Origin of the sequence: Asticcacaulis sp. YBE204, assembly GCF_000495855.1 — a bacterium.
GTDB lineage: Bacteria > Pseudomonadota > Alphaproteobacteria > Caulobacterales > Caulobacteraceae > Asticcacaulis.
Window position 1 is genome coordinate 64,340 of record NZ_AWGF01000013.1, and the last position, 24,868, is coordinate 89,207.

Here is a 24,868-nt window from a genome sequence, read left to right on the forward strand (position 1 = left end):
GGAACAAATCATGTATTCAGTTGATTCGTATGGATATATTTTTACGCGCCGGCGCGGGATAATTCGACGAGTTTGCCGTCTTTGAGGCTGACCACGCGATCCATATGGCTGGCCAGTTCCAGATTGTGCGTGGCGATCAGCGCCGCGACCCCCTGACTTTTGACGATATCCCGCAGGGCTTCGAAGACCTGTTGAGAGGTCTGGGGATCGAGATTACCGGTCGGTTCGTCAGCCAGCAACAGACGCGGCGAATTGACCAGCGCCCGGGCAATCGCCACGCGTTGCTGCTCGCCACCGGACAGTTGTGCGGGTTGGTGATCGAGGCGTTCGCCGAGACCCAGTTGCTCCAGAAGCGCCCTCGCCTTCGCTTCGGCGTCTCTGACAGGACGCTTCAACACCCGCTGTGGCAAAGCAACGTTGCCGAGCGCCGTAAATTCCGGCAGCAGGTGGTGGAACTGATAGACGAAGCCAATCTTGTGCAGACGGGCGCGGGTCCGCGCAGCCTCCGACGCGTTTTTGAAGTCTTCGCCGTCGATGCTCAGGGCGGCTTCATCGGAAGCCTCCAGCAATCCCACACAATGCAGTAACGACGACTTGCCCGACCCCGACGGGCCGATCAGACCGACGACTTCGCCGCCGCGCAGCTCCAGATCGACCCCCTTGAGTACCTCCAGCGACTTGGCGCCGCCGACGGCATAGGACCGCGTCAACCCTTTGAGCGATAAGACGATCTCACTCATAACGCAACGCCTCCACGGGTTCGAGCTTGGATGCCCAGAGCGCCGGGAACAGGGTGGCGACGCAGGTGGCCAGCATGGCGAACCCGACGATGATCAGCACTTCGGTGGGTTCTACCTTGGCCGGGATATAGGCCAGATAATAGACCTCTTCGTTGAAGACCTTGACTTTGAAGACGGCCTCGACGACCTGCTGGATCGGGCGGATGAAGACGCAGAACAGGGTGCCGACCGTAACGCCCAGGATCGTGCCCGTGGCGCCGATGATCGAGCCCGACAGGAAGAAAATTTTTGTCACCGAGGCACGATCCGCGCCCAATGTACGCAGGATGGCGATGTCGCGCGTCTTGTTCTTCACCAGCATGACGATGCCGGAAATGATGTTCATCGCCGCGATCAGCACGATCAGCATCAGGATCAGCCGCATGACGTTGCGTTCGACCTGAAGCGCGTTCCACAGCGGCGCGTTGCGCTGCGTCCAGTCCTGAACCAGAGCACCCTCGCCCGCCGCCGCCATAACCGGCGCGCGGTATTTGGCGATGTCATAGGGGTCCTTGACTTTGATTTCGACAACGTCCCATTCGCCTTCGCGGTCGAAGAACAGTTGCGCCTGCTCCAGCGGCATGAAGACGAAGGCGGCATCGAGTTCGGATACGCCGCTCTTGAAAATACCTCCGATGATATAGGGCTTGCGCCGCGGCACCGCCCCGAAGGCGGTCGAGCCGTTGGGCGACAGCAGCGTCATCTCGTCGCCCACCGCCACGTTCATCTGCCGCGCGAGGCCTTCGCCGACAAGGATGGTGTCGCCGCCGTATTCGCCTTCGCCGAAGCCTTTCAGCGAACCTTCCTTGATGTTGTCACGGATGATCGGCGTGTTTTTCAGCATGTCGACTTCGACGCCGCGCATATAGGCGAGACCGGCCTGAGAGAACGGTCCCTGCGCCAGACCGGGCGACTCGATATAGGGCGAGGCCTCGACGACGCCGGGAATATCGCGCACGCGTTTCAGCATGGCGTCGCGCTTATCCCAGTCGGTCAGCGGCGCGCCGTAGATATATTGGTGGCCGTTGAAGGCCAGCACGCGCGACATCAACTCGTCGCGGAAGCCGTTCATCACCGACATGACGATGATCAGCACGGCGACCGCCAGCGTGATGCCGATGAAGCTGATGATGGCGATCAGGGCGATGCCGCCGTCCTTGCGCTTGGTGCGAAGATACCGCAGGGCGAGATCGGTTTCCCAGGCGGAAAATGAGAACAGCGACAAAAACCCCTGCATTATTTCGCTTTCGTCAGTTGGTCGAGGACGGCGTCAAACGGCGCGGTGTGGCGTTCGCCCGTGGCGCGCTGCTTGATTTCGACCTGACCTTCGGCGATGCCCTTGGGGCCGATGATGAGCTGCCACGGAATACCGATCAGGTCCATCGAAGCAAACTTCGCGCCGGGACGGTCGTCGGTGTCGTGATAGAGGACATCGCGACCGGCGGCTTTCAGGGCCTTATAAGCCTTTTCGCACGCTTCATCGCAGGCCGCGTCACCGACGCGCAGATTGATCACGGCAACATCGAAAGGCGCGACGCTTTCCGGCCAGATGATACCGGCCTCGTCGTGGCTGGCTTCGATGATGCCGCCAATAAGGCGCGACACGCCGACGCCGTAGGAACCCATATGGACATTGACCTGCGCCCCGTCGGGACCGGAGACCTTGGCGCCCATGGGGGCCGAGTATTTCTCGCCGAAATAGAAGATGTGGCCGACTTCGATGCCGCGCGCCGACAGTTGCTTGTCGGCGGGCACGGCGGCAAACGCCGCTTCGTCGTGCATTTCTTCGGTTGCAGCGTACAGTGCCGTACGCTCATCGACGAGGCCTTGCAGGTCGTCCCAGTCGACATCGGCACCGGGCGCAGGCATATCGACCAGATCCTTGTGACAGAAGACGGCGCTTTCGCCGGTGTCTGCCAGGATGATGAATTCGTGGCTGAGGTCGCCACCGATCGGGCCGGTATCGGCGCGCATCGGCACGGCCTTGAGGCCCAGACGGCTAAAGGTGTTCAGATAGGCGATGAACATGCGGTTATAGGCCTGACGCGCCGAAGCCTCGTCGATGTCGAACGAATAGGCGTCCTTCATCAGGAATTCGCGGCCACGCATGACGCCGAAACGCGGGCGCTGCTCATCGCGGAATTTCCACTGGATGTGGTAGAGGTTCATCGGCAGGTCCTTGTAGGACTTGACCGTGCCGCGGAAGATTTCCGTGATCATCTCCTCATTGGTCGGCCCGTAGAGCAGTTCGCGCTCGTGACGGTCCTTGATGCGCAGCATTTCCTGACCGTAGTCGTCGTAGCGGCCCGACTCGCGCCACAGATCGGCCAGTTGCAGGGTCGGCATCAGAAGCTCGACGGCACCGGCGCGCTGCATTTCCTCGTGGACGATCTTTTCGATCTTGCGCAGGACGCGCAGGCCCAGCGGCAGCCAGGCATAGATGCCGGCGGCTTCCTGACGGATCATGCCGGTGCGCAGCATCAGGCGGTGCGACACGATCTGGGCTTCGGAGGGGTTTTCTTTGAGCAGCGGCAGCAGGTAGCGCGACAGGCGCATGGGAGATATCCGGTAATTTGGGTTACGTAAATTTGCCCGCAACCTATTCAGGTTCGGGCCTTATAATCAACGGCAAAAAGGCCGGTTTAAGGCCGGTAGTGCGGAAATTCAGGTGCCGGGATCAGGCCAAAATGGATCACGATCATCGATATCGCCCACACCACGAAAGCAATGCCCGTATTGATCAGCATCTTTTTCTTGAGATTTGTCACCAGAGGCGCGCCGGGATCGCCGCCGTCCTTGGTCTCGACACCGGCTTCATGATGGCTGACATTGCCGAACGGCAGGGTGACGAACAGAGTCACCCACCAGATCATGATGAAGATGGCGAACATGGTCAAAGGACCCATGCTTTTAGCTCCCGGCTTGCGTTCAGATCAGACCGCTCGTTTCATCCAGCCCCAGCACGATGTTGAGGTTCTGTACCGCCGCACCTGACGCCCCTTTGCCGAGATTGTCAAATACCGCCACCAGATTGACGGTGTCGCTGTCTTCGTCGCCGAAAACATAGATCACAAGCTGATTAGTGTCGCGCAGCGCGTCGCCGTTCAGCGATTTGGCGGCTTCGGTTTCTTCCGGCGAGGCCACGCGCACGAACGGCTCGTCCGCATAATGGGCGCTGAGAATATTATAGATGGTCGCCAGATCCGGCGCATCCGGCAGGGCCCACAGGTGCAACGGCACCTCGACGATCAGGCCCTGCGCGAAATTGGCGACGGTCGGTGAGAAGATCGGCGCGCTTTCCAGACCCGAATAAAGCTGCATTTCCGGCAGGTGCTTGTGCTTCAGGGCCGTGGCGTAGATGCGCTCATGTCCCTGCCCGCTCTCGAACTCGGCGATCATAGCCTTGCCGCCGCCGGTATAGCCCGACAGCGAGGTCGAGGTAACCGGGAAGAACGGCGGCAGGACGCCCATTTCCGTGAGCGGTCGCGTCAGGGCGATGAAGCCCGTGGCGTGGCAGCCGGGATTGCTGATGCGCTTAGAGGCGCGGATCAGGTCGCGCTGGTCTTCGGTCATTTCGGGGAAGCCGTAGGTCCAGCCTTCGCTGACGCGGTGCGCGGTCGACGCGTCGATGACGACCGTGTCGGGATTGTCGATCAGGCTGACGGCTTCGATGGCGGCCTCGTCCGGCAGGCACAGGATGACCACATCGGCGGCGTTCAGCGCTTTGCTTCGGGCATCGAGGTCCTTGCGCTTATCGTCCGGCAGGCGGATCAGTTCGATTTCCGGGCGCGTTTCCAGCCGCTCGCGGATTTGCAGGCCGGTCGTGCCGACTTCGCCGTCGATGAAAACCTTGTGTGACATGATGCGCTCCAGAGAGGACGACTAAAAGAACCCCCACCACCACATCTCGCCTTCGGCTCGTGCGGTCCCCCTCCCCAGCAAGCTGGGGAGGTATGAAGCGGGGCTTGCGGTGTCAATACCTGCGAAGCAGGCGTCTAAAAAGAAAAAAACACCCGACGAGTTGCCCCGCGGGTGTTTTTCTCCGTATCGGAAGGGGGCACACGGGGGAAACCACGTTTCCCCCGTGATTCCATTAACGCTTCGAGAACTGGAACGAACGGCGAGCCTTGGCGCGGCCGTACTTCTTGCGCTCGACGACGCGCGAGTCGCGCGTCAGGAAGCCAGCGGCCTTAAGGGCCGGACGCAGGGCAGGCTCATAATAGGTCAGCGCCTTCGACAGGCCGTGACGGATGGCACCGGCCTGTCCCGAAAGGCCCGAACCCTGAACCGAGACGATCACGTCGAACTGCGTCGCGCGGTCGGTCAGGTTGAGCGGCTGAGCGATCATCATGCGCAGAACCGGACGCGCGAAATACACTTCCTGTTCGCGGTCGTTGATGATCCACTTACCCGAACCCGGCTTGATCCAGACGCGGGCGATGGCGTTCTTGCGCTTGCCGGTGGCATAGGCGCGGCCGTACTTGTCGAGGGTCTGGACGCGCTCGACGGGAGCGGCTTCAGGGTTCGACGACAGGGAAGCGAGGGCTTCCAGGCCTTGAGCTTGAACTTCAGACATTCTTAGACGCTCCGGACGTTCTTGCGGTTCAGGGCCTTGAAGTCGACGACTTCCGGCTGCTGAGCTTCATGGGGGTGTTCGCTGCCGGCGTAGATACGCAGGTGGGTCATTTGGGCGCGGGCCAGGGGCGATTCCTTGGGCAGCATACGCTCGACGGCCTTGGTCAGGACGCGCTCGGGATACTTGCCGGTCAGGATCTGACCCATGGTGCGCTTCTTGACGCCGCCCGGGTGACCGGTGTGCCAGTAGAAGATCTTGTCGGCCAGCTTGTTGCCGGTGTAGTGGACCTTGTCCGCGTTGATGACGACGACATAGTCGCCCGAATCGACGTGCGGGGTGTAGGTCGGCAGGTGCTTGCCGCGAAGACGCATGGCGATGAAAGACGCCAGACGGCCGACAACGGCGTCCTGAGCATCGATCACGATCCACTTCTTCTCGACATTGGCGGGCTTCAGCGCCGCGGTTGTGGAGGTAAGCATGGGAGATTCCTTTGGTGAATCCGGGATTTGAAAAGGCGTTTCCCGCCGCAGACAAAGCCACCGCCGGAAAAGGTTGAGCGCGTATAGACGAGGCATATGGCCGCGTCAACTTTTATTTTTGATAAAAACACACACATAGCATTGATTTTATTAAGAAAAATGAACCAGGTATTAAATTACCTCATTTATTTGTCACAAAAACGTACCTGTTTTGACTTTACAAGCCGCGCCGCACCCCTGAAATCAGGCTCTGTCACTTGTAAGGTCTTATCCATGTCCCTCTCCCGCCGTTCGCTGCTGTCGTCGTCGCTCGCCACCTCCACCGCCTTTACCGGCATGGCTTTGTGGCTCAACAAGGCGGAGGCCCAGACCGTTCCGGCGAACGTCCACCATATTACCGAGAACGCGCCGGACACCTATATCAACCAGATCGAAGGCTACGGCCCGCTGGTCAAGGACCCCAAGGGCCTGATCGACCTGCCGGAAGGCTTCTCCTATAAGGTCATTTCGGTGCAGGGCGAGACCATGAGCGACGGCCTGAAAGTGCCGGGCAAACACGATGGCATGGCCTGCTTCCCGCACGGTAAGGATACGGTCGCCCTCGTCCGTAACCACGAGGTCAAGTATTCGCTCGCCAAGGTCGGGCCGTTCGGCGATACGAACGAGTTGTTCTCTAAGATCGACGCCGACAAGGTTTACGACTTCGCCCCCGACGGTCGTCCGCTGCACGGCGGCACGACGACGCTCATCTATAATGTCAAAGAGCAGAAGCTGGTCAGCCATCACCTGTCGCTGGTCGGCACCTCAACCAACTGCGCCGGCGGGCCGACGCCCTGGGGCTCGTGGCTGACCTGCGAAGAAACCGAGCAACAGGCGCCCAACGGCGTCAAAAAGGACCACGGCTACGTCTTCGAAGTCCCGTCGGCGGCCACCGGCCTTGTCAAGGCCGAGCCGATCCGCGCCATGGGCCGCTTCGACCACGAAGCCATCGCCGTCGATCCCAAGACCGGCATCGTCTATCTGACCGAAGACAAGGTCGATTCGGCCTTCTATCGCTTCATCCCGAAGGTGCCGGGCAAGATGCTCGAAGGCGGCAAACTTCAGGCGCTGGTCATCAGGGACCACCCGCACGCCCTTACCGCTAACAAGGATGCGCTGTTCTGGAAGCAGGGCGACTGGTTCGAGACCGAATGGGTCGATCTGGAGGACGTCGAAAGCCCCAACAATGACCTGCGCAACCGCGCCCACGCCAAGGGCGCCGCACAGTTCTCGCGCGAGGAAGGCATCTTCTTCGGCGAGGGTGAACTCTATTTCACCTGCACCTCCGGTGGTCCGGGCCTGAACGGTCAGATCATGCGTTACGTGCCGAGCCTCTATGAAGGCACCGAGAAAGAGGCTCAGGCGCGGGGCCGTATTCAGCTCTTCGCCGAGCCCAACAACGATCTGATATTCGACTATGTCGATAATATCGTCATCTCGCCACGCGGTCAGTTGTTTGCCTGCGAGGACCGTTATTCCGACACGCTGAAAAACCACATCCGTATCCTTACCCGCGAAGGCAAGGTCGCGACCTTCGCCCGCAACGTCGATGCGAAGAACTCCGAATGGGCGGGGGTGTGTTTCTCGCCCGACGGCTCGACCATGTTCGTCAATCTGCAAGCCAATGGCTGGACGGTCGTCATCACCGGCCCGTGGGATAAGTTCAAGGCTTAGATGAAGACGTGGGGCCTCAGGCCCCACACCCCCTAACCGGGAGAACGATGCACCGACGGTGCCATTGGCTCCAGGTTAAGGGGTGCAGGGGCCTTATGGCCCCTGCGTCTTTGCGTCCTAAAAGTTCCGCCGTCTGAAATCGCGATCGGCGCGGGCGATCTTCCAGTTCATCAGGGTCGCCAGCACCAGCAGGATCACCGCGCCGAGCTGATGCAACAGGCCGAAAGCGATATTGACGTTGGTCCACAGCGTCGCGACGCCCAGCCCCGCCTGCACCCAGATAAGCACCCCGAACGCCCCGGCGATCAGCTTGAGTCCGTCGTCCAGACACCGCCGCCACAGCCACGCTACATAGGCCGTTGCCGCCAGCAGCAGGATATAGGCGTTGATACGATGCAGGACCTGCACCATGCCCTGATCGTGCAACAGGGCGTGCAGGAAGCCTTTCGAATAGTCGACGAGCGGAAAAATCCTACCGCCCATCAGCGGCCAGTCATTATAGACCAGCCCCGCGTCGTTACCGGCCACCAGCGCCCCCAGCATGGCCTGAACAAAGGTCAGGACGATCAAGGCCAAGGCTCCCGTGCGCCAGTTACCCGGCGCGCCGTTACCGCGCGACTGACCTTCCAGGGCCTCATTACCCGTCCAGATACAGGCGATCAGCACCAGCAGCGCCATACTCAGATGGATCATCAGGCGCTCCGGTGCCACGTCAACGCGCGCCGACAGACCGGAATAGACCATCCACCAGCCGACGACGCCTTGCAGAATAATCAGCACCAGTATGGCCGCGCAGCGCCAGATCAGGCGTTTAGGGATGGCTTGCAGGAACAGGAACGCGACAAACGGAATCAGCACCGCGACGCCGACCAGCCGCGCCAGAAGGCGATGCGCCCATTCCCACCAGAAGATGCCCTTGAACTGATCGACGGTCATATGGGCATTGACCTGTTTATACTGCGGAATCTGCTGATATTTCGCGAATTCCTCAGTCCACTGCGCATCGTTCAGCGGCGGGATGACGCCGTGGACCGGCTTCCATTCGGTGATCGACAGGCCGGAATTGGTCAGGCGCGTCGCCCCGCCGACCAGCACGATGGCCACGACCAGCGCCGCGATCAGATAAAGCCACAGGGCCACAGACGGAGATTTCAGGGGAAGCCGCACCGATACGCCTCACAGAAAATAATTGTTGGCTTCCCGTTGGGGGAGCAGTTCAATTTGTTGAACTTTGCCTCTATAAGCATTGCGTCAAGCCGCGTGATTTGCCCACAGGGGCAGGTTAATTTCAAGCGATGCGCGACGCAAAAGCGAAAGGTTCCACAAAATGAATGTTCAGGACTGGATTCTGGCCGGCATGGCAGGGTTCATCGTTGGCTGGATCGCCAACAACCTGACCAAAAGCCGCTACAGCGCGATCATTAACATGTTTGTGGGCATTTTCGGGGCCATCCTGATGACCTTTTTCATTCACATTCTCGACATCTATCCGGACCGTTTCTTCACGACGCTTCGGGCGGCGGTCGCGGGCAGCGTGATCCTGCTGGGCCTGTTCCACCTGACGCGCGCTATGGAAAAGATCAAGAAATGAGCGAGTTGCCTGCGCCTGAGGTCAAGGGTCTGAGCCTGCCCGTGCGCCGGGTCGTCGCCTGTGTCGGGATCGTGGTGTTTCTGGTGTTTTATGTGATGCTGATTTCCGGCATTGGTCAACGGTTACCCGACAACCAGATTGTGCGCCTGCTGTTCTACGGCCTGGCCGGCATCTTGTGGGGCATTCCGGTTCTGCCGATCATCAGTTGGTCGGAAAACTACAAGAAGCGGCCTAAGATTTAATCGCCACCACCACCCCCGCAGCCGGAACCACAACCACTGTCGCCACCGGAATCGCCATCCGAACCGTGACCTGAAGAACAGCCGCTGTTCGTTGAGCAACCGCTACCGTCCCTGCGCCGGGGATGGGCCGCCCCTGCCTTTATTGTGACCACCAAAATCACCACCACGATAAACACCAAGCCGCCGATAATCAGCTTGATATCGAGATAAGGCGTGATGTCCGCCATGGTGCAGGCCGCCAGCGCCATTAGGGGCAGCACGGACATCCCGGCATAGACCTGTGCCTTGGGCAATACCCAGACCCGTGTCCGGTCGAGGCGCGTGAAGGTCTGCCCGAACCGCCGGGTCTCCGGCGGCCACAGAGCGGGCGGCGGTTCGCCGAACGCTTCGCGGTACAGATCGAGGGTTTCGCTGTAGTAGGTCCTGTATTTTGCGCCTTCTGCCGCGCCGCCTTGCGTGGGGCCATGGTGCAGTTTGCGGCCCAGCACCTGCGGGCAGAAAACTTCCCAGTAATCGTAGCTATAGGTCAGGTGCAAATGCCAGACCTGATCCACGGCATCGGACGGTGTCAGGCTGCGTCCGGAAACACAGGCCAGATAGATGAATTTCCGATATTCTTCCATCGCCAGTTCGGCGAAACCGACGGACCAGCCATTATCGCGGGCCAGCCTTTGGCTGAACGGAAGCATCGCGCCTTCCGCGTCCAGCCGGTGCGCCGCGATCCGGCGCCAGAGTGCATCGTCTCTCATTCGTCCCCCACAGAATAACGCCGATTTACGACCGTTACATGAAGGTCGGTCTTGCGGCGATCGAAGACGTCATGCCCCGCCTTGAGGTCGCGCCAGAAACCGATCCATTCGGATTTGGCGTGACGCTGCATATGGGCGTCGGTCATACGGAACGGAAAGCTGTGGACCTGAAACGCGCTCTGCCCGCCTTTCAGCGCCTCGTCGGCCAATAGCCAGATTTCCTCGATACCCTTATCCGTCATGGCGTAACAGCCGATCGAGGCGCAGTTGCCATGCACCATCAGGAAGCTGCCGGTATAGCCGTTGGCGCGGTCATGGGCATTCGGATAACCGAGATTGAAGGCCAGATGATACCGGCTGTCGGGCTTCATCTGAGGGCGCGCCACGGTATAAAAGCCTTCCGGAGATTGGCCGTCGCCCTCCTTCTGCTTGGGACCGAGCTTGCCCGACCACGCACAGATTTTGAACGTCTTGTAGAGCCTGTAGGTCGCGCCCGATTTGACCCACAGTTCCAGTTCGTCCGATTCTTTGAAAATCCGGATCAGGATGGGGCTGCCTACGGTGAGCCCCGCACGAGACATATCGGCGCGAATCGTCGCCATACGGTCGGCGCGGACCTTAGTGAGGTCGGCGGCACCGGTCTGACCCGGGCGTAGAAACCACCCGGCGGTCAGGACTACAACGGCAACGATAAGTATCCCCCAGCGTTTCATGGCGCTTCCCCTTTGCGTCACTATACCGGGGCGTCAGGCCGGGCGCATCTTACAAAGCCGGACAGGCAAACGAAAAAACCCGCCTCCGTAAGGAAGCGGGTTTTTGATTGGTCGGAGAAACAGGATTCGAACCTGCGACCCCCTGCTCCCGAAGCAGGTGCGCTACCAGGCTGCGCCACTCTCCGTCACAGAAACCGGAAGCGAACTTCCGAGAAGCGCGTCTATACGGAAAGCGTTCGGGGGATGCAAGTCTTGTTGACAGAAAAACTCACAGGTTTGTTGTGGGAAATGCGCAAACGGCTTTAGTGGAGCGCGTTGTCTCTATGCACGCTGTCGACCGCGACAGGATTGACGCGCCGCGTTTTAACGAGGCTTGCCCTTCGGGCGCCTTCGGCGTCCATCGCCCTTTCGGGTCGATGTGACTTCGCTAACGCTCCGCCGCGTCTGCGTGTGATCATCGGGCTTCGCACGATGATCATCACTGGCCGTCGAACCTTCTACGGTTCGAACCTGAGCGGAGACCTTTAAACAAAAAGACCTGCCCCGGAGGGCAGGCCTTTTTGTTTAAATGGTCGGAGCGACAGGATTCGAACCTGCGACCCCTTGACCCCCAGTCAAGTGCGCTACCAGGCTGCGCCACGCTCCGACGCCTCTGAAACAGAGGTCTCCTCTGGCAGGGAGAGAGGCGGCTTATAGAGAGGAAAATCAGACCCGGCAATAGGCGCGAAAGCGTTTTTCCACGCAAATATGCACTTATATGCGCGTCAGTTAACGCCGTTCAGCGTCCGCACCATCGCCTTTTGTGCGGCTTCGAGGTTCTGTGCCACGATCAAGAGACGCGCGCGCACCTCTTCGGCCACGCCATGCGCCACCGGCAGGTCTTTCAGTTCACTAAAATCGAATTGCGGGGCGTGTTCGGGCGTCGGGGCCGCCGTCTGCGGCAAAGGCGGCGTGACCGGTGCTTCGATAACCGTTTCCGGTTCATCGTCCGGCAGGGCCATCGGCACGGCCTGACCGCGCGCGGCGGCGATCAGCGCCTTCTGGCCTTCGTCCTTGAACAGCTTCTGCACACCGCGAATCGTATAGCCGCGATCGTGCAGCAGAACCTTAACCCCGGCCAACAGCTCGATATCCTGCGGGCGATAGAATCTGCGTCCACCCGCGCGTTTGGTCGGGCGAATGAAGGTGAACTTGGTTTCCCAGAAACGCAGGACGTGCTGCTGCACGCCTAAGGCGTCAGCGGTCTCGGAGATACTGCGGAAGGCTAAAGGCCCTTTGGACACGTCTTATTCGCCTGCGCCCGCATCCACGCGTGCCTTCATGATCTGCGAGGCGCGGAACGAGATGACCTTGCGCGGGTCGATGGCGGCGGGCTTGCCGGTCTTGGGGTTACGGCCGACGCGGGCATTCTTGTCACGGACCTGAAACACACCGAAGCCCGACAACTTGACCGTCTCGCCCTTTTCCAGCGCGTCGATGACCAGATCGAGCGTGCGCTCCACCAGCGCCGAACATTCCTGACGCGGCAGGCCCAGTTCGTTGTGGACGCTTTCGAAAAGTTCGGCACGCGTCAAGGTCGTCGCTTTCATCCTCAGTCCCCAATAAAAAATCTATATACGCACAAGGATACGCAATTTCCCGTACGCGTCAAAGGCTTATGCGCGCCATTGCATCAAATAAATGAGATTTTATTCGCGTGATCGGAGAATCACAACCGAATCGCCGCCGCCGCCCATGTCAGACCACCGCCCAGCGCCTCGATCAGCACCAGATCGCCCGGTTTCACACGCCCGTCCTTGACGCCTTCGTACCACGCCAGCGGGATCGAAGCCGCCGAGGTGTTGGCGTGATCGGCCACCGTCGAGATCACCTTGGCGCGGTCCAGACCCAACCGGTCGGCCACGCCGTCGAGGATGCGCTGATTGGCCTGATGCGGGATGAACCAATCGACGCTGTCGTGCGGCACGCCGGCCTTTTCGATAGCCGATTCAGCGGCTTCCGAAATCTTCTGCACGGCGTGCTTGAAGACCTGATTACCCTGCATGCGGATCTTGCCGACGCGATGGCCGTCTTCGAACACCCCGCCGTCGACATAGAGCAGATCGGTCTTAGAACCATCGCATTGCAGGTCGAAGCTGAGAATACCGCGGTCGTCGGGCGTGCCTTCGCCCACAACGGGCTCCAGCACAACGGCCCCCGCACCATCCCCGAACAGGATACAGGTCGAACGATCGGTATAGTCGAGGATGCGGCTCATCACCTCCGCCCCGATGACCAAAGCCGCCTTCGACAGACCGCGCGCCACGAAACCGTCGGCGACACTCAGGGCATAGACGAAGCCCGAACAGACCGCCTGCACGTCGAAGGCCGCGCCCCTGGCGCCCAGCTTGTGCTGAACGATCGAGGCGGTCGAGGGAAAGGTCATGTCCGGCGTAGTGGTCGCCACGATGATCAGATCGATCTCGGTAATATCGCGTCCGGCGGCAGCCAACGCCACCTTGGCCGCTTCGACGGCCAGATCGCTGGTCACCTGACCGTCGGCGGCCTTGTGACGCTGGCGGATGCCGGTGCGCGCGACGATCCATTCGTCGGTCGTGTCGACCATGCGGGTGAAGTCGGCATTGGTCAGAATCGTCTCGGGCAAATAGCCGCCGACGCCGGTGACCGCGGTACGTGTTACGCTCATTCTCAGGAAACCTTTTCGTCCACCGCCTTATCGGCAGGAACCGTGTCGGATTTCAGGCCATGCGCGGAATTGACCTGCGCCAGAGCCTGACGGATATCGTGTTCATAGGTGCTGGCGGCCAGTGAAATGGCCACGGACACAGCGTTCGAAAAGGCCCAGGCCTCGGCACCACCGTGGCTTTTGACGACAATGCCGTTGAGCCCCAGCAGCGGCCCGCCGTTTGCGGCCCCCGGATCGACGCTGCGCGCCATCTTCTTCAGCGCCGAAGACGCCAGAAGCGCGCCCGCCATGGCCAGAGGCGTCGATTTCAGCGCCCCCTTGAACAGGTTCTTGACGAACTTGGCGGTGCCTTCGGCAGTTTTCAGCGCGATGTTGCCGGTAAAGCCGTCGGTGACGACGACGTCGACCGTGCCCTTGCCGATATCGTCGCCTTCGACGAAGCCGTGATAATTGATGCCGTCGACGCCTTCGCGCAGGATGCGGTGGGCTTCGCGGACCTCTTCGTGGCCCTTGACGTCTTCCGAGCCGACATTGAGCAGGCCGACCGTCGGGCGGTCCTTGCCGCGCACCGCGCGGTGAAAGGCCGTGCCCATGACGGCGAATTCGATAAGCTGATTGGCGTCCGAGGTTACATTGGCCCCGACATCGAGCACGGTGCCCATGCCGCCCTTTTCATTGGGCCAGCCGCAGGCGATGGCCGGACGCTCAAGATCGTCGGTCATCATCTTGAGCAGCATCTTGGACAGGGCCATCAGCGCGCCGGTATTGCCCGCCGAGACGACGGCGTGGGCGTCGCGCGCCTTGACCGAGGCGATCGCCGCGAACAGACTGGTGCCCTTGCGGCGCAGCGCCTGAGCCGGTTTTTCATCCATGGCGATGAACTGATCGGTGTGGGCGATGGTCGCGACGGCCTTCAGCGCGGGCAGTTTGGCCAGTTCAGGCGCGATCAGGGCCTCGTCGCCGTGCAAAACGAATCGCAGGCGTCCGGAGGTGTCGCGACTCAGCGCCTCGGCGGCGCCCGCCACCGTCACGCGCGGGCCGTGGTCGCCCCCCATAGCGTCGATGGCGATGACCACCGTCTGAGGCTGGGATATCGATTGCGGATGTGTGTCTTCGGAGTGCGACAAGGGACGCTTAAAACCTCATTACAGGAAACCCCGATATACAGGATTCCAGAGCCGCGGACGATAGTCTTCCCGCGCAACTATTCAAGTGGTTAAATTCTATTCGTCGCGTTTGAGTTTGGCCAGAGCCGCGAACGGCGACGGCTCTTTGGGCAAGTCAGGTTCCTCGAACACCGCCCCCGGCTTACGCGCGAACGGATCGTAGGCCTCGCCAAGAGCTTCGATGACGTAGAGCCCGATGTCGATCACGCCATTTTCGGCCACATCCGGCACATCGAGATCATCGAGCGTCAGTTCGTTGTCGGGATCGCCCGCCTTCGCGGTCTTGTTTTTCAGGACGTTAATCACGTCGATATCCGCATGGATTGCGTGGCGGAACGGCTCAAGCGTCACGCCGCATTCCTGCGTCACTTCGCCGGTCAGGGCGACGTCGATGCGCACGCGATCGCCGCCCGGCGACGGCAGGCCGGTGGTCTTTACCTTCGCTTCCAGAGCGTGCAGTTCGATCATGCCGAAGCTCTCGGTCAGGGTCTTCAGGCGCGCCTCATCCGCCGTCAGGGTCAGGTTCAGCCCGCGAAACGCCTCATCGAAGCGCACGGTATGCGTCCACAGCGGTGCATCTTGTTCGGTCATGATCTTACCCTTCTACTTTAATCTCAGTGATTTGCGGCCAGTTGACGTGTCCGGCCAGCAGTTCGTCCACGTCCACGCTCCGGCGGACATCTGTAATATAGGCGCTCAGTGCTGCTGCCCAAAGCGGTGCGTTCGGCTCGATCGCCTCATCCTCGTCCTGCGCATAGACGGTTTTGAGGATGTAGTCGGTCTGGGTGGCGTCATCACCGCCCTCACCCCAGATCTCATCCCAGCGCACCAGCCGCGTATAGACCTGCTGGGCCAGCTTTTTCATCTTCTTGGGCACGGTCAGGTCGCCGATTCCCTGTTCGCGCAGGGTGTCGTCGAGCGCCAGCAAAAGCGCGTCAAACAGGGCCTGCGACGTCTCCTTGCGCTGCGGCTCGTCGGATTTCAGCGCATCGACCAGCATCACAACATGCAGGACCAGCAATTCGAATCGCGCCCCGATCTCGTCTTTCACGCCATAGTCGGTATAGAAGACGACCTGACGCGATTGCGCGACGGCCAAAGCATAGAGCGCTTCACCGGCCTTTTCGGTCGGACGCGCCCTTTGCAGGCCTAACGATTTGAGGATTTTCTCCAGCATCGGGACGCTCTTCTTGCCAAGTCGGAATATTTATGGCCTTCATTCGGCCTCAAGATTGCACTAAACAGTCTGGCCCTCGAGGTCAAACATGGAATCCCGATGAAAAAGCCTGCTACCCTCCTCGCAATTGCCGCCGTGTCCGCTCTGGCCGTGTCCATGAGCGCCTGCGCGCCCAGCCTATCGCGTCAGGGGTATCTGGCCATCGAAGCCAATCCGGCCACCGAGATCAAGGTCGCGGAAGACACGCAGACCAGCGTCAAGACCAAGTTCGGCTCGCCATCGCAGGTGGCGACCTACGACCCGAACATCTGGTATTATATCACACAGACCACGCAGAAGATGACCTATAAGCCGGCGACGATCACCTCGCGCGTCGTCACCATTGTCGAGTTCGACAAGGAGACGCAGAAGGTGACGGCGGTGAAGAACCTGTCGCTGGCCGACAGCCGCGACATCGCGATGAACCCGAACAAGACCCCGACTCGCGGCCGCGAACTGACGGCCCTGGAACAGATCCTCGGCAATGTCGGTCGCCAGACGGTCGTCAACGACGAAGATTCGAACCCCGGCGGTCAGCGCCGCCGCGAGTAGCGGTTACGCACTTTGTGACATTCAAAACCCCTCCGGATTGCTCCGGAGGGGTTTTTAGATTCGCCAGATATGGCTAGAGGAATCCCCTCTCCCACTGGGGAGAGGGCTAGGGTGAGGGAGCAATCCTTTTCAACGAGAGCCCCCTCATCCGGCTTCGCTATGCTCAGCCACCTTCTCCCCAAAGGGGCGAAGGGAACTATCCCATATGCGCCAGTACCGCCAGCATCAAGAGAGCCACGATATTGGTGATCTTGATCATCGGATTGACCGCCGGACCCGACGTATCCTTGTAAGGATCGCCGACCGTGTCGCCGGTCACCGAGGCCTTGTGGGCGTCGGACCCTTTGAGGTGCCGCACGCCGTCCTTGTCGACGAAGCCGTCCTCGAACGACTTCTTGGCATTGTCCCACGCCCCGCCGCCCGAGGTCATCGAAATGGCGACGAAAATTCCCGTGACGATCACCCCCAGCAACATGGCGCCCAGAGCCTCGAACGCCGGGACCGCGCCGCCGATCGCATAGACGATGGCGAACAGCACGATCGGCGACAGGACCGGCAGCAGCGACGGCACGATCATTTCGCGAATCGCCGCCTTGGTCAGCATGTCCACAGCGCGGCCATAGTCGGGCTTCGACGTCCCTGCCATGATGCCGGGATTTTCGCGGAACTGCCGCCGGACTTCCTCGACCACGGCCTGAGCGGCCTTGCCCACCGCTGTCATGCCCATACCGCCGAACAGGTAGGGCAACAGGCCCCCAATCAGGAGGCCGACGACCACCCATGGCGACGACAGCGAGAAGGTCAGATCCCCCAATCCGTCGAAGAAAGAGCCCGGCGCAGCACTGGCGGCGAAATACTTCAGATCCGAAGTGTAGGCCGCGAACAGGACCAGCGCACCGAGGCCTGCCGAACCGATGGCATAACCCTTGGTGACGGCCTTGGTGGTGTTGCCGACCGCGTCAAGCGCATCCGTCGTGTGGCGGACCTCCTTGTCCAGCCTCGCCATTTCGGCGATGCCGCCGGCATTGTCGGTCACCGGTCCGAACGCATCCAGCGCCACGATCATCCCCGCCAGGGCCAGCATGGTCGTGGTGGCAATGGCAATCCCGAACAGGCCCGCCAGCAGGTAGCAGCCGATGATCCCGGCGACGATGATCAGGGCCGGAATAGCCGTCGATTCCATCGACACGGCCAGCCCCTGAATGACATTGGTGCCGTGTCCGGTGACCGAGGCCTGAGCGATGGAGACGACCGGGCGCTTGCCGGTGCCGGTATAGTATTCGGTCACCACGATGAAGCCCGCCGTGACAGCCAGACCGATCATGCCGCACCAGAACAGGGTCAGACCGGTAAAGCCTTCGGCGACGCCCGGATAGGTGATCGGCGTATCGAAACCGACGACGATCTCGATAACCGCCGCCAAGGCACCGACCGACAAGATGCCCGTCACGATCAGGCCCTTATAGAGGGCGTTCATGATGTGGTTGTCCTTGCCCAGCCGCACGAAAAACGTCCCGGCGATCGAGGTCGGGATACAGGCCGCACAGATGACCAGCGGCAGCAACATCATGCTCCCGACCAGTTCGGTCCCGGCAAAGAAGATCGCCGCCAGCACCATGGTCGCCACGGTGGTCACCGCATAGGTCTCGAACAGGTCCGCCGCCATGCCGGCGCAGTCGCCGACATTATCGCCGACATTGTCCGCGATGGTCGCCGGGTTGCGCGGGTCGTCTTCGGGGATGCCCGCCTCGACCTTGCCCACCATATCGCCGCCGACATCGGCGCCCTTGGTGAAGATACCGCCGCCCAGACGCGCGAAGATCGAGATGAGCGACGCACCGAAACCGAGCGCCACAAGGGCGTCGATGACGGTGCGGCTGGTCGGCTCAAGATTCAGTACCTGAGTGAGCACCACGTAATAACCCGCCACGCCCAGCAACGCGCCCGACGCCACGAACATTCCGGTCACCGCCCCGGCACTGAACGCCAGACTAAGCCCGGCTTGCAGACTCTTCGACGCGGCCTCGGCGGTGCGCACATTGGCCCGCACGGAAATCAGCATCCCGGCGAAACCCGCCGCGCCCGACAGCACTGCGCCGATCAGAAACCCGATCGCCGCATAGATGCCTAAGAAATAGATGGCGGCAAAAAAAATGACCACGCCGACAAGGGCTATGGTCGTATATTGACGCTTGAGATAGGCACTGGCCCCCTCCTGAATGGCGGCGGCGATTTCCATCATCCGCGCATTCCCTTGAGGCTTTTTAAGCAGGCTGAGGGTCTGCACGACCCCATAGAGTAATCCCAACACACCGGCCCCGAGGACCAGCCAAACTAAAGATGTCATATCCTAACCCCTGTAGTCTTTGATGCGCTTTCGTCGTTGCAAAAGCGCTATTTACTGACCGTCAGGGACATTGTCGCGGGCACGCGGTCCCCTCAAGCAAGACGGCGAGAGTGCCGCAAGTTCGATGACTGCGCAAGGGTAAGTGTTTATTGAATAAATGGCGCACCGCACACAAATATGCGGCCCTATTTATTGCAACGCAAACTGTATCGAGTGGTGCACATGCACCGGATCAGTTCATCGACTTCTTGGGGTTCTGCGCGAGGACTTCAAGGGATTCTATGGCGTTCGGGCCGGTGATCTTGGCGAACTCAGGGATCATTACGGCCTTCAGGCGCGCCTCGTCTAAAGTATCGCGCTTGTTCGGCAGTGCAAACGACTGCTTGTGCGCCGTGCGGATCAGGACATCGCGGAAATAGGGTTCCTTGAGTCGCAACGTGTTGACGTCGGCCTTGGCCGTCAGATTGATCTTGAGCGTAATAAACAGGTAGTTGACGATGCGCCCCTTGTCGATGACCGGCAGGGCGACGGGCGCCAGCTTGATATAGGGCGCTCCGGCCTCCTTGGCGGGCGCGGAAGCCAATGCGGGCGCGGCAGTCAGGATACCGGCGGCAGCGATAAGGGTACGTCGGGTCAGGGTCATGGGACGCAGCCTAACCGGAAACGGTTGAGAAGCCTTAAACATCCTGCTTGCAAAGCGGGGGAGGATGAGATTACCCGTGCACCCAGCCGCGATCTTCGAGTTCGAGCACCTGACCGTTGCTGACCAGATCGACGCCCTCACCGGCTTCGCACTGACCGACCTCGACAAAGCCCGCCGCGATCAGCACTTTCGCGCCCGCCGCACTGGCCGTGCACAGCATCTGATAGTCGTCACCGCCGGTGACCAGATCGACCGCATCGGCCCCCAGCACCATCGCCGCACGCGCCGCATCGGACGTCGGCACGCGATCGAGGTCGATGACGATGCGCACTTCCGACGCCTTGGCCAGATGGGTCGCATCGGCGATCAGGCCGTCGGAAATATCCATCGAGGCATGGGCGTTTTCCAGTACCGTGTCGGCCATGTCGTCGCGCGGCTGCGGCAAACGATAAGCCTTGATCAGATGCGCCTTATGCGCGTCGGATAGTTCATCGAATTCGCCGCGCAACACGCGCAGGCCCAGATGCGCGTCGCCGATAAAGCCGCCGACCAGCACGCGGTCCCCTACCCGCGCCCCGGCCCGCGACAGGGTCCGCCCGGTCGGTGCGTGACCAAACGCCGTGATGGCCAGCAGCAGCGGCCCGTCGGTCGAGACCGTATCGCCGCCGAACAGATCGAAATCGAATTCGTCCTGATCGACGCGCAGACCGGCGGCGAAGATTTCCTTGCCCTCATAGGCCATGCCCTTGGGCCACGCCGTCAGGAGCTGATAGCCGTACGGATCGGCGCCCTTGGCGACAAGGTCGGAGATATTGACGCGCAACAGCTTGCGCGCCACCAGATCGAGCGGATCGGTCGACAGGAAATGCACGCCCTCGACCATGGCGTCGGTGGTGACCACAAGGTCATAGCCTTCGCGCGCGCCGAGCACGGCCACGTCGTCGATCAGGCCGCGCGCCTCCGCCGTCAGCCCCGCCAGAGGCTTGAACAGGCGATCAATGACGGAAAATTCGCTGTTGTCGCCGGTCATCGGAAGCCCTCTTTATTAACGCGTGTCTTTGGCGATGCCGTCCAGCGCGCCGTTAACGAAACGCGCCTCTTCGCCGCCGAAGAAGGCCTTGGCGATCTCGACATATTCGTTGATCACGACCTCAAGGCCGATGTCCTTGCGGAACTTCAGTTCCCACGCCCCGGCGCGCAGGATGGCGCGCAGCGTCGTGTCGATGCGGTCGATGCGCCAGTTGGCGGCCAGACGCTCCGACACCAGCGTGTCGATATTGGTCTGTTCCTGAACGATGGTGCGCAGGCCCTCGGCGAAGAATTCCTCATCCGCCGCACCAAGCGTTTCGCCTTCGATATCGCCGTCGAAGCGGAAGTCGGCAAATTCACGGATGACCGATTCGACGCCCGTCCCGGCGATTTCCATCTGATAGAGCGCCTGAACCAGCACCAGACGCGCCACGGTGCGCGCGCGCTTGTTCTTGACCGACAACTTGCCCTCGGCAGGCTCGGCGGCGTTCAACTGTTCGATCACCGATTTGAGGCTTTGCGGATCAACCATGATTGCCACCACGGAACGCCTTGCGCAGGGCGATCATGTCGAGCGCCACCTTGGCGACCGTGCCGCCCTTGTCGCCTTCCGAAACGCGGGCGCGGGCCCAGGCCTGATCCTCGTCTTCGACCGTCAGGATGCCGTAGCCGATGCACAGCAGTTGCTTCAGCGTCAGGTCCATCAGGCCGCGCGCCGATTCCTCGCACACATAGTCGTAGTGGGTCGTCTCGCCACGGATGACGCAACCCAGCGCCACATAGCCGTCGTATTTGCGGCCGGCAGGGCCTTTCGAGGCGTCTTCGGCCATAGCGATGGCGGCAGGCACTTCGAAGGCGCCCGGCACGGTGACGACGTCGTACTCAGCGCCATAGGCTTCGAGCGCGGCCTTAGCACCGCTCAGAAGCTCATCGGAAATATCCTCGTAGAAACGGCTTTCGACGATGAGGAGGCGCAGGGGGGTATCAATGGTCAAGACGAACGTCCTTGGTAAGAGCAGGAAACCGTCAATAGCGGCTTCTGCGGCAGTACAAAAGTCAAATCTGGTTTAGACAAGCGCATTCCAAAAAGTGTGCAGCGGTTTTTGGAATAAATGCGCGCCCTTAGCTTAAAGGTTTCCAGTCGATGATCTGCAAGCCGTAGCCTTCGAGCGCCGCCGGTTTAGGCTTGGAATCCGACAGGGCGATCATCTCCCGCACCCCCAGATCGAGCAGGATCTGCGCGCCCACACCGTAATCGCGCAGGCCGCGCGGCGCGGGCTGATCGACCTCATCGACGGAAAAATGGTTCGACAGGACCTTGGGATCGAGGTCGCGCAGCATGACCATCACCGCCGGACCGTCGTAGTCGGCCATATGCTGCATAGCGCGTTCGACCAGCCCGGCACGACCGTCGGCGGCCCCCAGCACATCGGCGGCGACGTCGATCTGGTGCATGCGGACGAGAGTCGGTTTGTTGGGCGACGGCTGCTGCTTGACCAGCGCGATGTGTTCACCCTGATCGAGACGGTTGCGATAGACGAACAGGCGGAACTGCCCGCCCCACTGGCTCTCGAACGGCTTTTCCAGCACGCGATCGACGAAGCGCTCTGTGCGGCGGCGGTAGGCGATCAGGTCGGCGATGGTACCGATCTTGATGCCGTGGGTTTGGGCGAAGACGATCAAGTCCGGCAGGCGCGCCATGGTCCCGTCGTCGTTCATCACCTCGCAGATGACCCCGGCGGGATAGAGCCCGGCCATGCGCGAAATATCGACGACGGCTTCGGTGTGGCCGGTACGGACCAGCACGCCGCCTTCGCGGGCGACCAGCGGGAAGACGTGGCCGGGGCTGACGATATCGTCGAAGCCCTTGGTCTGGTCGATGGCAACCGAAATGGTGCGGGCGCGGTCGTGCGCCGAAATGCCGGTGGTGATGCCTTCTTTCGCTTCGATGGCCACCGTGAAAGCCGTGCCGTTGCGCGCACCGTTTTCGGCGGCCATCGGCGGCAGGCGCAGTTGCCGCGCCCGTTCCGGCGTCAGGGCCAGACAGATCAGGCCGCGCCCGAAGCGCGCCATGAAATTGACCACGTCAGGCGTCGCCATCTGGGCCGGGATGCAGATATCGCCTTCGTTTTCGCGATCTTCAGCATCCACCAGAATATAGGGCCGGCCATTGCGCGCGTCTTCGAGGATATCCTCGATGGTCGAGATCGGGCTTTCAGAGCTGACCGGATTGAGGTCGGTGGCGATGCGATTAAAAGTCATGACTACTTACCTTTATACTCCCCCGCTACGCGGGGGAGATGTCACGAAGTGACAGAGGGGGGCCTTGCGGTCTTTACAAAGGCCCCCACCGTCTTTTGCTTCGCAAAATCCACGGCACGGACCGCCCCGCTCCCCCACAAGTGGGGATGAAGGGCTAAACCGTTTCGCGCCAACGGGCGGCATAGCGCGCCATAAGGTCGATCTCAAGGTTTAGTTTGTCGCCCACCGACTTTTGCGACAGGGTCGTGTGCGTCCAGGTGTGCGGAATGATCGCCACGCCGAAGACATCGTCCTCGACCTCGTTGACCGTCAGCGAAATGCCGTCGAGCGCGATGGAGCCCTTCGGCGCGATATAGCGATGCAGCGGACGCGGCACACGGATTTTCAGCCGGTAAGCGTCGCCGTCCTCGATCAGGCTGATCAGTTCGCCGACGCCATCGACATGACCGGCGACGATGTGCCCACCCAGTTCGTCGCCGAGCTTCAGCGCCCGTTCAAGGTTGATGCGGTCGCCGACCTGCCACGTATCGAGCGTCGTCAGGGACAGAGTCTCCGGCGACAGATCGACAAAGAAGCGATTATCGTGCTTTTCGATCACGGTCAGGCAGCAGCCCGAATGGGCGATAGACGCACCGATATCGACGCTGGAAAGGTCGTAGGTGGTCTGCACCTCGAACCGCGCCCCACCTTCATGACGGTCGATGGAGATTACGGTGCCAAGGTCGGTAATGATGCCGGTAAACATAGAATGCTCGCTTGTTCCCTTCGCCCCTCTGGGGAGAAGGTGGCCCGAAGGGCCGGATGAGGGGGAGTCCAGAACTCCGACAGAAGCCCCCTCACCCCAACCCTCTCCCGACAGGGAGAGGGGGATTAATTGTAGCGCGACGCCCTACTCCAACTCGTAACTTTCCCACAGATCCTCGCCGACGGCCTGCACGCCGACGCGGGAAAAGCGGATGACTTTGCTGATTTCCGCGATATCGAGGAAACCGACAACCGAACGCCCGTCGCCCCCCAATATAGTCGGTGCGCGGAACCATTCCAGACGGTCCACCGCCCCGGCCTTGATAAAAGCGGTCGCAATCTGCCCGCCGCCCTCGACAAACAGACGGTCAATCCCGGCGTCATTGAGCGCTTCCAGCGCCGCCGTCAAATCGACGCGCTGATGCTTCGAAGCGACCTTCAACGGACGCACCCCCAGCGACACCAGTTCCGGATTGAGATCGTGCGTGGTGACGACGAAGGTCGGGATGACCCGCGCCGTCTGAACCAGCTTGGAATGCAGCGGGATACGTCCACGCGAGTCCAGCACGATCCGCGCCGGTTGATAGCCTTCGTAACCCTGCAAGCGCACGGTCAGTTCGGGATCGTCTTTCAGTACGGTCTCAATACCGACCAGTACCGCGTCATGGCTGGCGCGCAACTCATGCACGGCGCGACGCGCGTCTTCCCCCGTGATCCAGCGGCTTTCGCCCGTATGGGTGGCGATGCGCCCATCCAGAGTCGTGGCCAGTTTCAGGGTGACGAAAGGGCGTATCATGCGTCGTCGGTCGAGGAGAGATCCTGCTCGCCCAGACCGCGTTTGATATCGCGCGGGTCTTCGGGATCGGGATTGCCATGCGGCGCGGCAGTCCGGGGCTTTTTAGTTTCAGGTTGGGGCGGCACCTCCCCGTCCCCGTCGAATTCGTCGATCAGCAGGCGCGCGAAGTCCGCCGTCTCACGGAAGTCGCGATAGACCGAGGCATAGCGTACATAGGCCACTTCATCAACGGCCCTGAGCGCCTTCATGATCATTTCGCCGACGACCTCCGATGGGATATCGGTTTCGCCGAGGCTCTCCAATTGACGCACGATGGCCGAGACCATGCGGTCGACGCGATCCGGCTCGACATCTCGCTTGCGAAGCGCAATCGAAATCGACCGCTCCAGCTTTTCGCGGTCGAACGGCGTCCGGCGACCTGAGCGCTTGACGATGATCAGTTCGCGCAGCTGCACACGTTCGAAGGTCGTGAACCGCCCGCCACATTCGGAGCACGAGCGGCGACGGCGAATGGCTGCCCCGTCCTCGGAGGGACGGGAGTCCTTGACCTGGGTTTCAGGATTTCCGCAGAAAGGGCAGCGCATA

The 24,868-nt window shown here is 61.0% G+C and carries 29 protein-coding genes and 2 tRNA genes; 4 read left to right on the top strand and 27 right to left on the bottom strand.

Translation table 11 applies throughout. The annotated features are described in order from the left end of the window. Nucleotides 1-41 precede the first annotated feature (41 nt). From AEYBE204_RS34990 to rplM, 7 genes are all read right to left on the bottom strand, one after another. On the bottom strand, nucleotides 42-740 hold the full coding sequence (locus tag AEYBE204_RS34990) for an ABC transporter ATP-binding protein (protein WP_023463289.1): 699 nt from the start codon (nucleotides 738-740) through the stop codon (nucleotides 42-44). Then, a complete protein-coding gene (locus AEYBE204_RS34995; protein WP_023463290.1) occupies nucleotides 733-2,016 on the bottom strand; it encodes a lipoprotein-releasing ABC transporter permease subunit in 1,284 nt (427 codons plus the stop codon). The genes AEYBE204_RS34990 and AEYBE204_RS34995 overlap by 8 nt, the downstream gene beginning before the upstream one ends. After that, entirely contained in the window at nucleotides 2,016-3,335 is a 1,320-nt protein-coding gene (proS, locus tag AEYBE204_RS35000; RefSeq protein ID WP_023463291.1) for a proline--tRNA ligase, read from the bottom strand. Before proS ends, AEYBE204_RS34995 begins: the two co-directional genes overlap by 1 nt. An 86-nt stretch (nucleotides 3,336-3,421) precedes the next feature. Beyond that, entirely contained in the window at nucleotides 3,422-3,685 is a 264-nt protein-coding gene (locus tag AEYBE204_RS35005) for a DUF1467 family protein (RefSeq protein ID WP_023463292.1), read from the bottom strand. A 22-nt stretch (nucleotides 3,686-3,707) separates the two neighbouring features. Further along, nucleotides 3,708-4,640: an N-acetyl-gamma-glutamyl-phosphate reductase gene (gene argC / locus AEYBE204_RS35010; protein ID WP_023463293.1), complete on the bottom strand. Its 933-nt coding sequence runs from the start codon at nucleotides 4,638-4,640 to the stop codon at nucleotides 3,708-3,710. A 232-nt stretch (nucleotides 4,641-4,872) separates the two neighbouring features. Next, nucleotides 4,873-5,355, bottom strand: a complete 483-nt coding sequence (gene rpsI / locus AEYBE204_RS35015; RefSeq protein ID WP_023463294.1) for a 30S ribosomal protein S9 — start codon at nucleotides 5,353-5,355, stop codon at nucleotides 4,873-4,875. Between the two features lie 2 nt (nucleotides 5,356-5,357). After that, nucleotides 5,358-5,834 (bottom strand): 50S ribosomal protein L13, encoded by a 477-nt coding sequence (rplM, locus tag AEYBE204_RS35020; protein ID WP_023463295.1) that lies wholly within the window; start codon nucleotides 5,832-5,834, stop codon nucleotides 5,358-5,360. A 273-nt stretch (nucleotides 5,835-6,107) separates the two neighbouring features. Between rplM and AEYBE204_RS35025 the strand changes: the two genes are divergently transcribed. Beyond that, nucleotides 6,108-7,547 carry an alkaline phosphatase PhoX gene (locus tag AEYBE204_RS35025; RefSeq protein WP_023463296.1) on the top strand — a complete coding sequence of 480 codons (1,440 nt, stop codon included), beginning with the start codon at nucleotides 6,108-6,110 and terminating at the stop codon, nucleotides 7,545-7,547. Nucleotides 7,548-7,664: 117 nt separating this feature from the next. Here the strand turns inward: AEYBE204_RS35025 and AEYBE204_RS35030 are convergent, their stop codons facing one another. Beyond that, nucleotides 7,665-8,714, bottom strand: a complete 1,050-nt coding sequence (locus AEYBE204_RS35030) for a COX15/CtaA family protein (RefSeq protein ID WP_031231204.1) — start codon at nucleotides 8,712-8,714, stop codon at nucleotides 7,665-7,667. Nucleotides 8,715-8,874: 160 nt separating this feature from the next. On the opposite strand from AEYBE204_RS35030, the gene AEYBE204_RS35035 reads away from it, so the two are divergent. Both AEYBE204_RS35035 and AEYBE204_RS35040 read left to right on the top strand, forming a co-directional pair. Further along, the gene (locus tag AEYBE204_RS35035; protein WP_023463298.1) at nucleotides 8,875-9,138 is read left to right on the top strand and encodes a GlsB/YeaQ/YmgE family stress response membrane protein; all 264 of its coding nucleotides are present in this window, start codon (nucleotides 8,875-8,877) and stop codon (nucleotides 9,136-9,138) included. Next, nucleotides 9,135-9,380, top strand: coding sequence for a DUF2842 domain-containing protein (locus tag AEYBE204_RS35040; protein ID WP_023463299.1), 246 nt, complete (start codon nucleotides 9,135-9,137; stop codon nucleotides 9,378-9,380). Before AEYBE204_RS35035 ends, AEYBE204_RS35040 begins: the two co-directional genes overlap by 4 nt. On the opposite strand, the gene AEYBE204_RS35045 is transcribed toward AEYBE204_RS35040, so the two are convergent. The 10 genes from AEYBE204_RS35045 to AEYBE204_RS35090 form a co-directional block, all read right to left on the bottom strand. After that, a complete protein-coding gene (locus AEYBE204_RS35045) occupies nucleotides 9,377-10,129 on the bottom strand; it encodes a hypothetical protein (protein ID WP_031231206.1) in 753 nt (250 codons plus the stop codon). The genes AEYBE204_RS35040 and AEYBE204_RS35045 overlap by 4 nt on opposite strands. Continuing rightward, nucleotides 10,126-10,842, bottom strand: a complete 717-nt coding sequence (locus AEYBE204_RS35050) for a murein L,D-transpeptidase family protein (protein ID WP_023463301.1) — start codon at nucleotides 10,840-10,842, stop codon at nucleotides 10,126-10,128. Before AEYBE204_RS35050 ends, AEYBE204_RS35045 begins: the two co-directional genes overlap by 4 nt. 108 nt (nucleotides 10,843-10,950) lie before the next feature. Next, nucleotides 10,951-11,027 (bottom strand) — tRNA-Pro (locus tag AEYBE204_RS35055). 384 nt (nucleotides 11,028-11,411) lie between these two features. Further along, a tRNA-Pro gene (locus AEYBE204_RS35060) sits at nucleotides 11,412-11,488 on the bottom strand. 118 nt (nucleotides 11,489-11,606) lie between these two features. Further along, nucleotides 11,607-12,125, bottom strand: coding sequence for a MerR family transcriptional regulator (locus AEYBE204_RS35065; protein ID WP_023463302.1), 519 nt, complete (start codon nucleotides 12,123-12,125; stop codon nucleotides 11,607-11,609). A gap of 3 nt (nucleotides 12,126-12,128) precedes the next feature. Then, nucleotides 12,129-12,431, bottom strand: coding sequence for an integration host factor subunit alpha (locus tag AEYBE204_RS35070; RefSeq protein WP_023463303.1), 303 nt, complete (start codon nucleotides 12,429-12,431; stop codon nucleotides 12,129-12,131). A 119-nt stretch (nucleotides 12,432-12,550) separates the two neighbouring features. Continuing rightward, nucleotides 12,551-13,528 (bottom strand): beta-ketoacyl-ACP synthase III, encoded by a 978-nt coding sequence (locus AEYBE204_RS35075; protein ID WP_023463304.1) that lies wholly within the window; start codon nucleotides 13,526-13,528, stop codon nucleotides 12,551-12,553. A 2-nt stretch (nucleotides 13,529-13,530) separates the two neighbouring features. Continuing rightward, nucleotides 13,531-14,655, bottom strand: a complete 1,125-nt coding sequence (gene plsX / locus AEYBE204_RS35080) for a phosphate acyltransferase PlsX (RefSeq protein ID WP_031231208.1) — start codon at nucleotides 14,653-14,655, stop codon at nucleotides 13,531-13,533. A 96-nt stretch (nucleotides 14,656-14,751) separates the two neighbouring features. Next, a complete protein-coding gene (locus AEYBE204_RS35085; protein ID WP_023463306.1) occupies nucleotides 14,752-15,285 on the bottom strand; it encodes a DUF177 domain-containing protein in 534 nt (177 codons plus the stop codon). A 4-nt stretch (nucleotides 15,286-15,289) separates the two neighbouring features. Beyond that, the gene (locus tag AEYBE204_RS35090; RefSeq protein WP_023463307.1) at nucleotides 15,290-15,871 is read right to left on the bottom strand and encodes a ubiquinol-cytochrome C chaperone family protein; all 582 of its coding nucleotides are present in this window, start codon (nucleotides 15,869-15,871) and stop codon (nucleotides 15,290-15,292) included. 99 nt (nucleotides 15,872-15,970) lie between these two features. Here AEYBE204_RS35090 and AEYBE204_RS35095 point away from each other — a divergent pair, with 99 nt between their 5' ends. Beyond that, entirely contained in the window at nucleotides 15,971-16,462 is a 492-nt protein-coding gene (locus AEYBE204_RS35095) for an outer membrane protein assembly factor BamE (RefSeq protein ID WP_023463308.1), read from the top strand. 196 nt (nucleotides 16,463-16,658) lie between these two features. On the opposite strand, the gene AEYBE204_RS35100 is transcribed toward AEYBE204_RS35095, so the two are convergent. From AEYBE204_RS35100 to nrdR, 9 genes are all read right to left on the bottom strand, one after another. Then, nucleotides 16,659-18,809, bottom strand: coding sequence for a sodium-translocating pyrophosphatase (locus tag AEYBE204_RS35100; RefSeq protein ID WP_031231211.1), 2,151 nt, complete (start codon nucleotides 18,807-18,809; stop codon nucleotides 16,659-16,661). Nucleotides 18,810-19,041: 232 nt separating this feature from the next. Further along, entirely contained in the window at nucleotides 19,042-19,452 is a 411-nt protein-coding gene (locus tag AEYBE204_RS0120640) for a hypothetical protein (RefSeq protein ID WP_023463310.1), read from the bottom strand. Nucleotides 19,453-19,522: 70 nt separating this feature from the next. Then, a complete protein-coding gene (gene thiL / locus AEYBE204_RS35105; protein WP_023463311.1) occupies nucleotides 19,523-20,482 on the bottom strand; it encodes a thiamine-phosphate kinase in 960 nt (319 codons plus the stop codon). A 15-nt stretch (nucleotides 20,483-20,497) separates the two neighbouring features. After that, entirely contained in the window at nucleotides 20,498-21,013 is a 516-nt protein-coding gene (gene nusB / locus AEYBE204_RS35110) for a transcription antitermination factor NusB (protein WP_023463312.1), read from the bottom strand. After that, nucleotides 21,006-21,476, bottom strand: a complete 471-nt coding sequence (locus AEYBE204_RS35115; RefSeq protein WP_023463313.1) for a 6,7-dimethyl-8-ribityllumazine synthase — start codon at nucleotides 21,474-21,476, stop codon at nucleotides 21,006-21,008. Before AEYBE204_RS35115 ends, nusB begins: the two co-directional genes overlap by 8 nt. A 127-nt stretch (nucleotides 21,477-21,603) precedes the next feature. Continuing rightward, on the bottom strand, nucleotides 21,604-22,743 hold the full coding sequence (ribB, locus tag AEYBE204_RS35120) for a 3,4-dihydroxy-2-butanone-4-phosphate synthase (protein WP_023463314.1): 1,140 nt from the start codon (nucleotides 22,741-22,743) through the stop codon (nucleotides 21,604-21,606). A 154-nt stretch (nucleotides 22,744-22,897) separates the two neighbouring features. Further along, nucleotides 22,898-23,488: a riboflavin synthase gene (locus AEYBE204_RS35125; RefSeq protein WP_023463315.1), complete on the bottom strand. Its 591-nt coding sequence runs from the start codon at nucleotides 23,486-23,488 to the stop codon at nucleotides 22,898-22,900. Between the two features lie 144 nt (nucleotides 23,489-23,632). Then, on the bottom strand, nucleotides 23,633-24,283 hold the full coding sequence (gene ribD / locus AEYBE204_RS35130; RefSeq protein WP_023463316.1) for a bifunctional diaminohydroxyphosphoribosylaminopyrimidine deaminase/5-amino-6-(5-phosphoribosylamino)uracil reductase RibD: 651 nt from the start codon (nucleotides 24,281-24,283) through the stop codon (nucleotides 23,633-23,635). Further along, nucleotides 24,280-24,867: a transcriptional regulator NrdR gene (gene nrdR, locus AEYBE204_RS35135; protein ID WP_023463317.1), complete on the bottom strand. Its 588-nt coding sequence runs from the start codon at nucleotides 24,865-24,867 to the stop codon at nucleotides 24,280-24,282. Before nrdR ends, ribD begins: the two co-directional genes overlap by 4 nt. Between the last annotated feature and the right edge of the window lies 1 nt (nucleotide 24,868).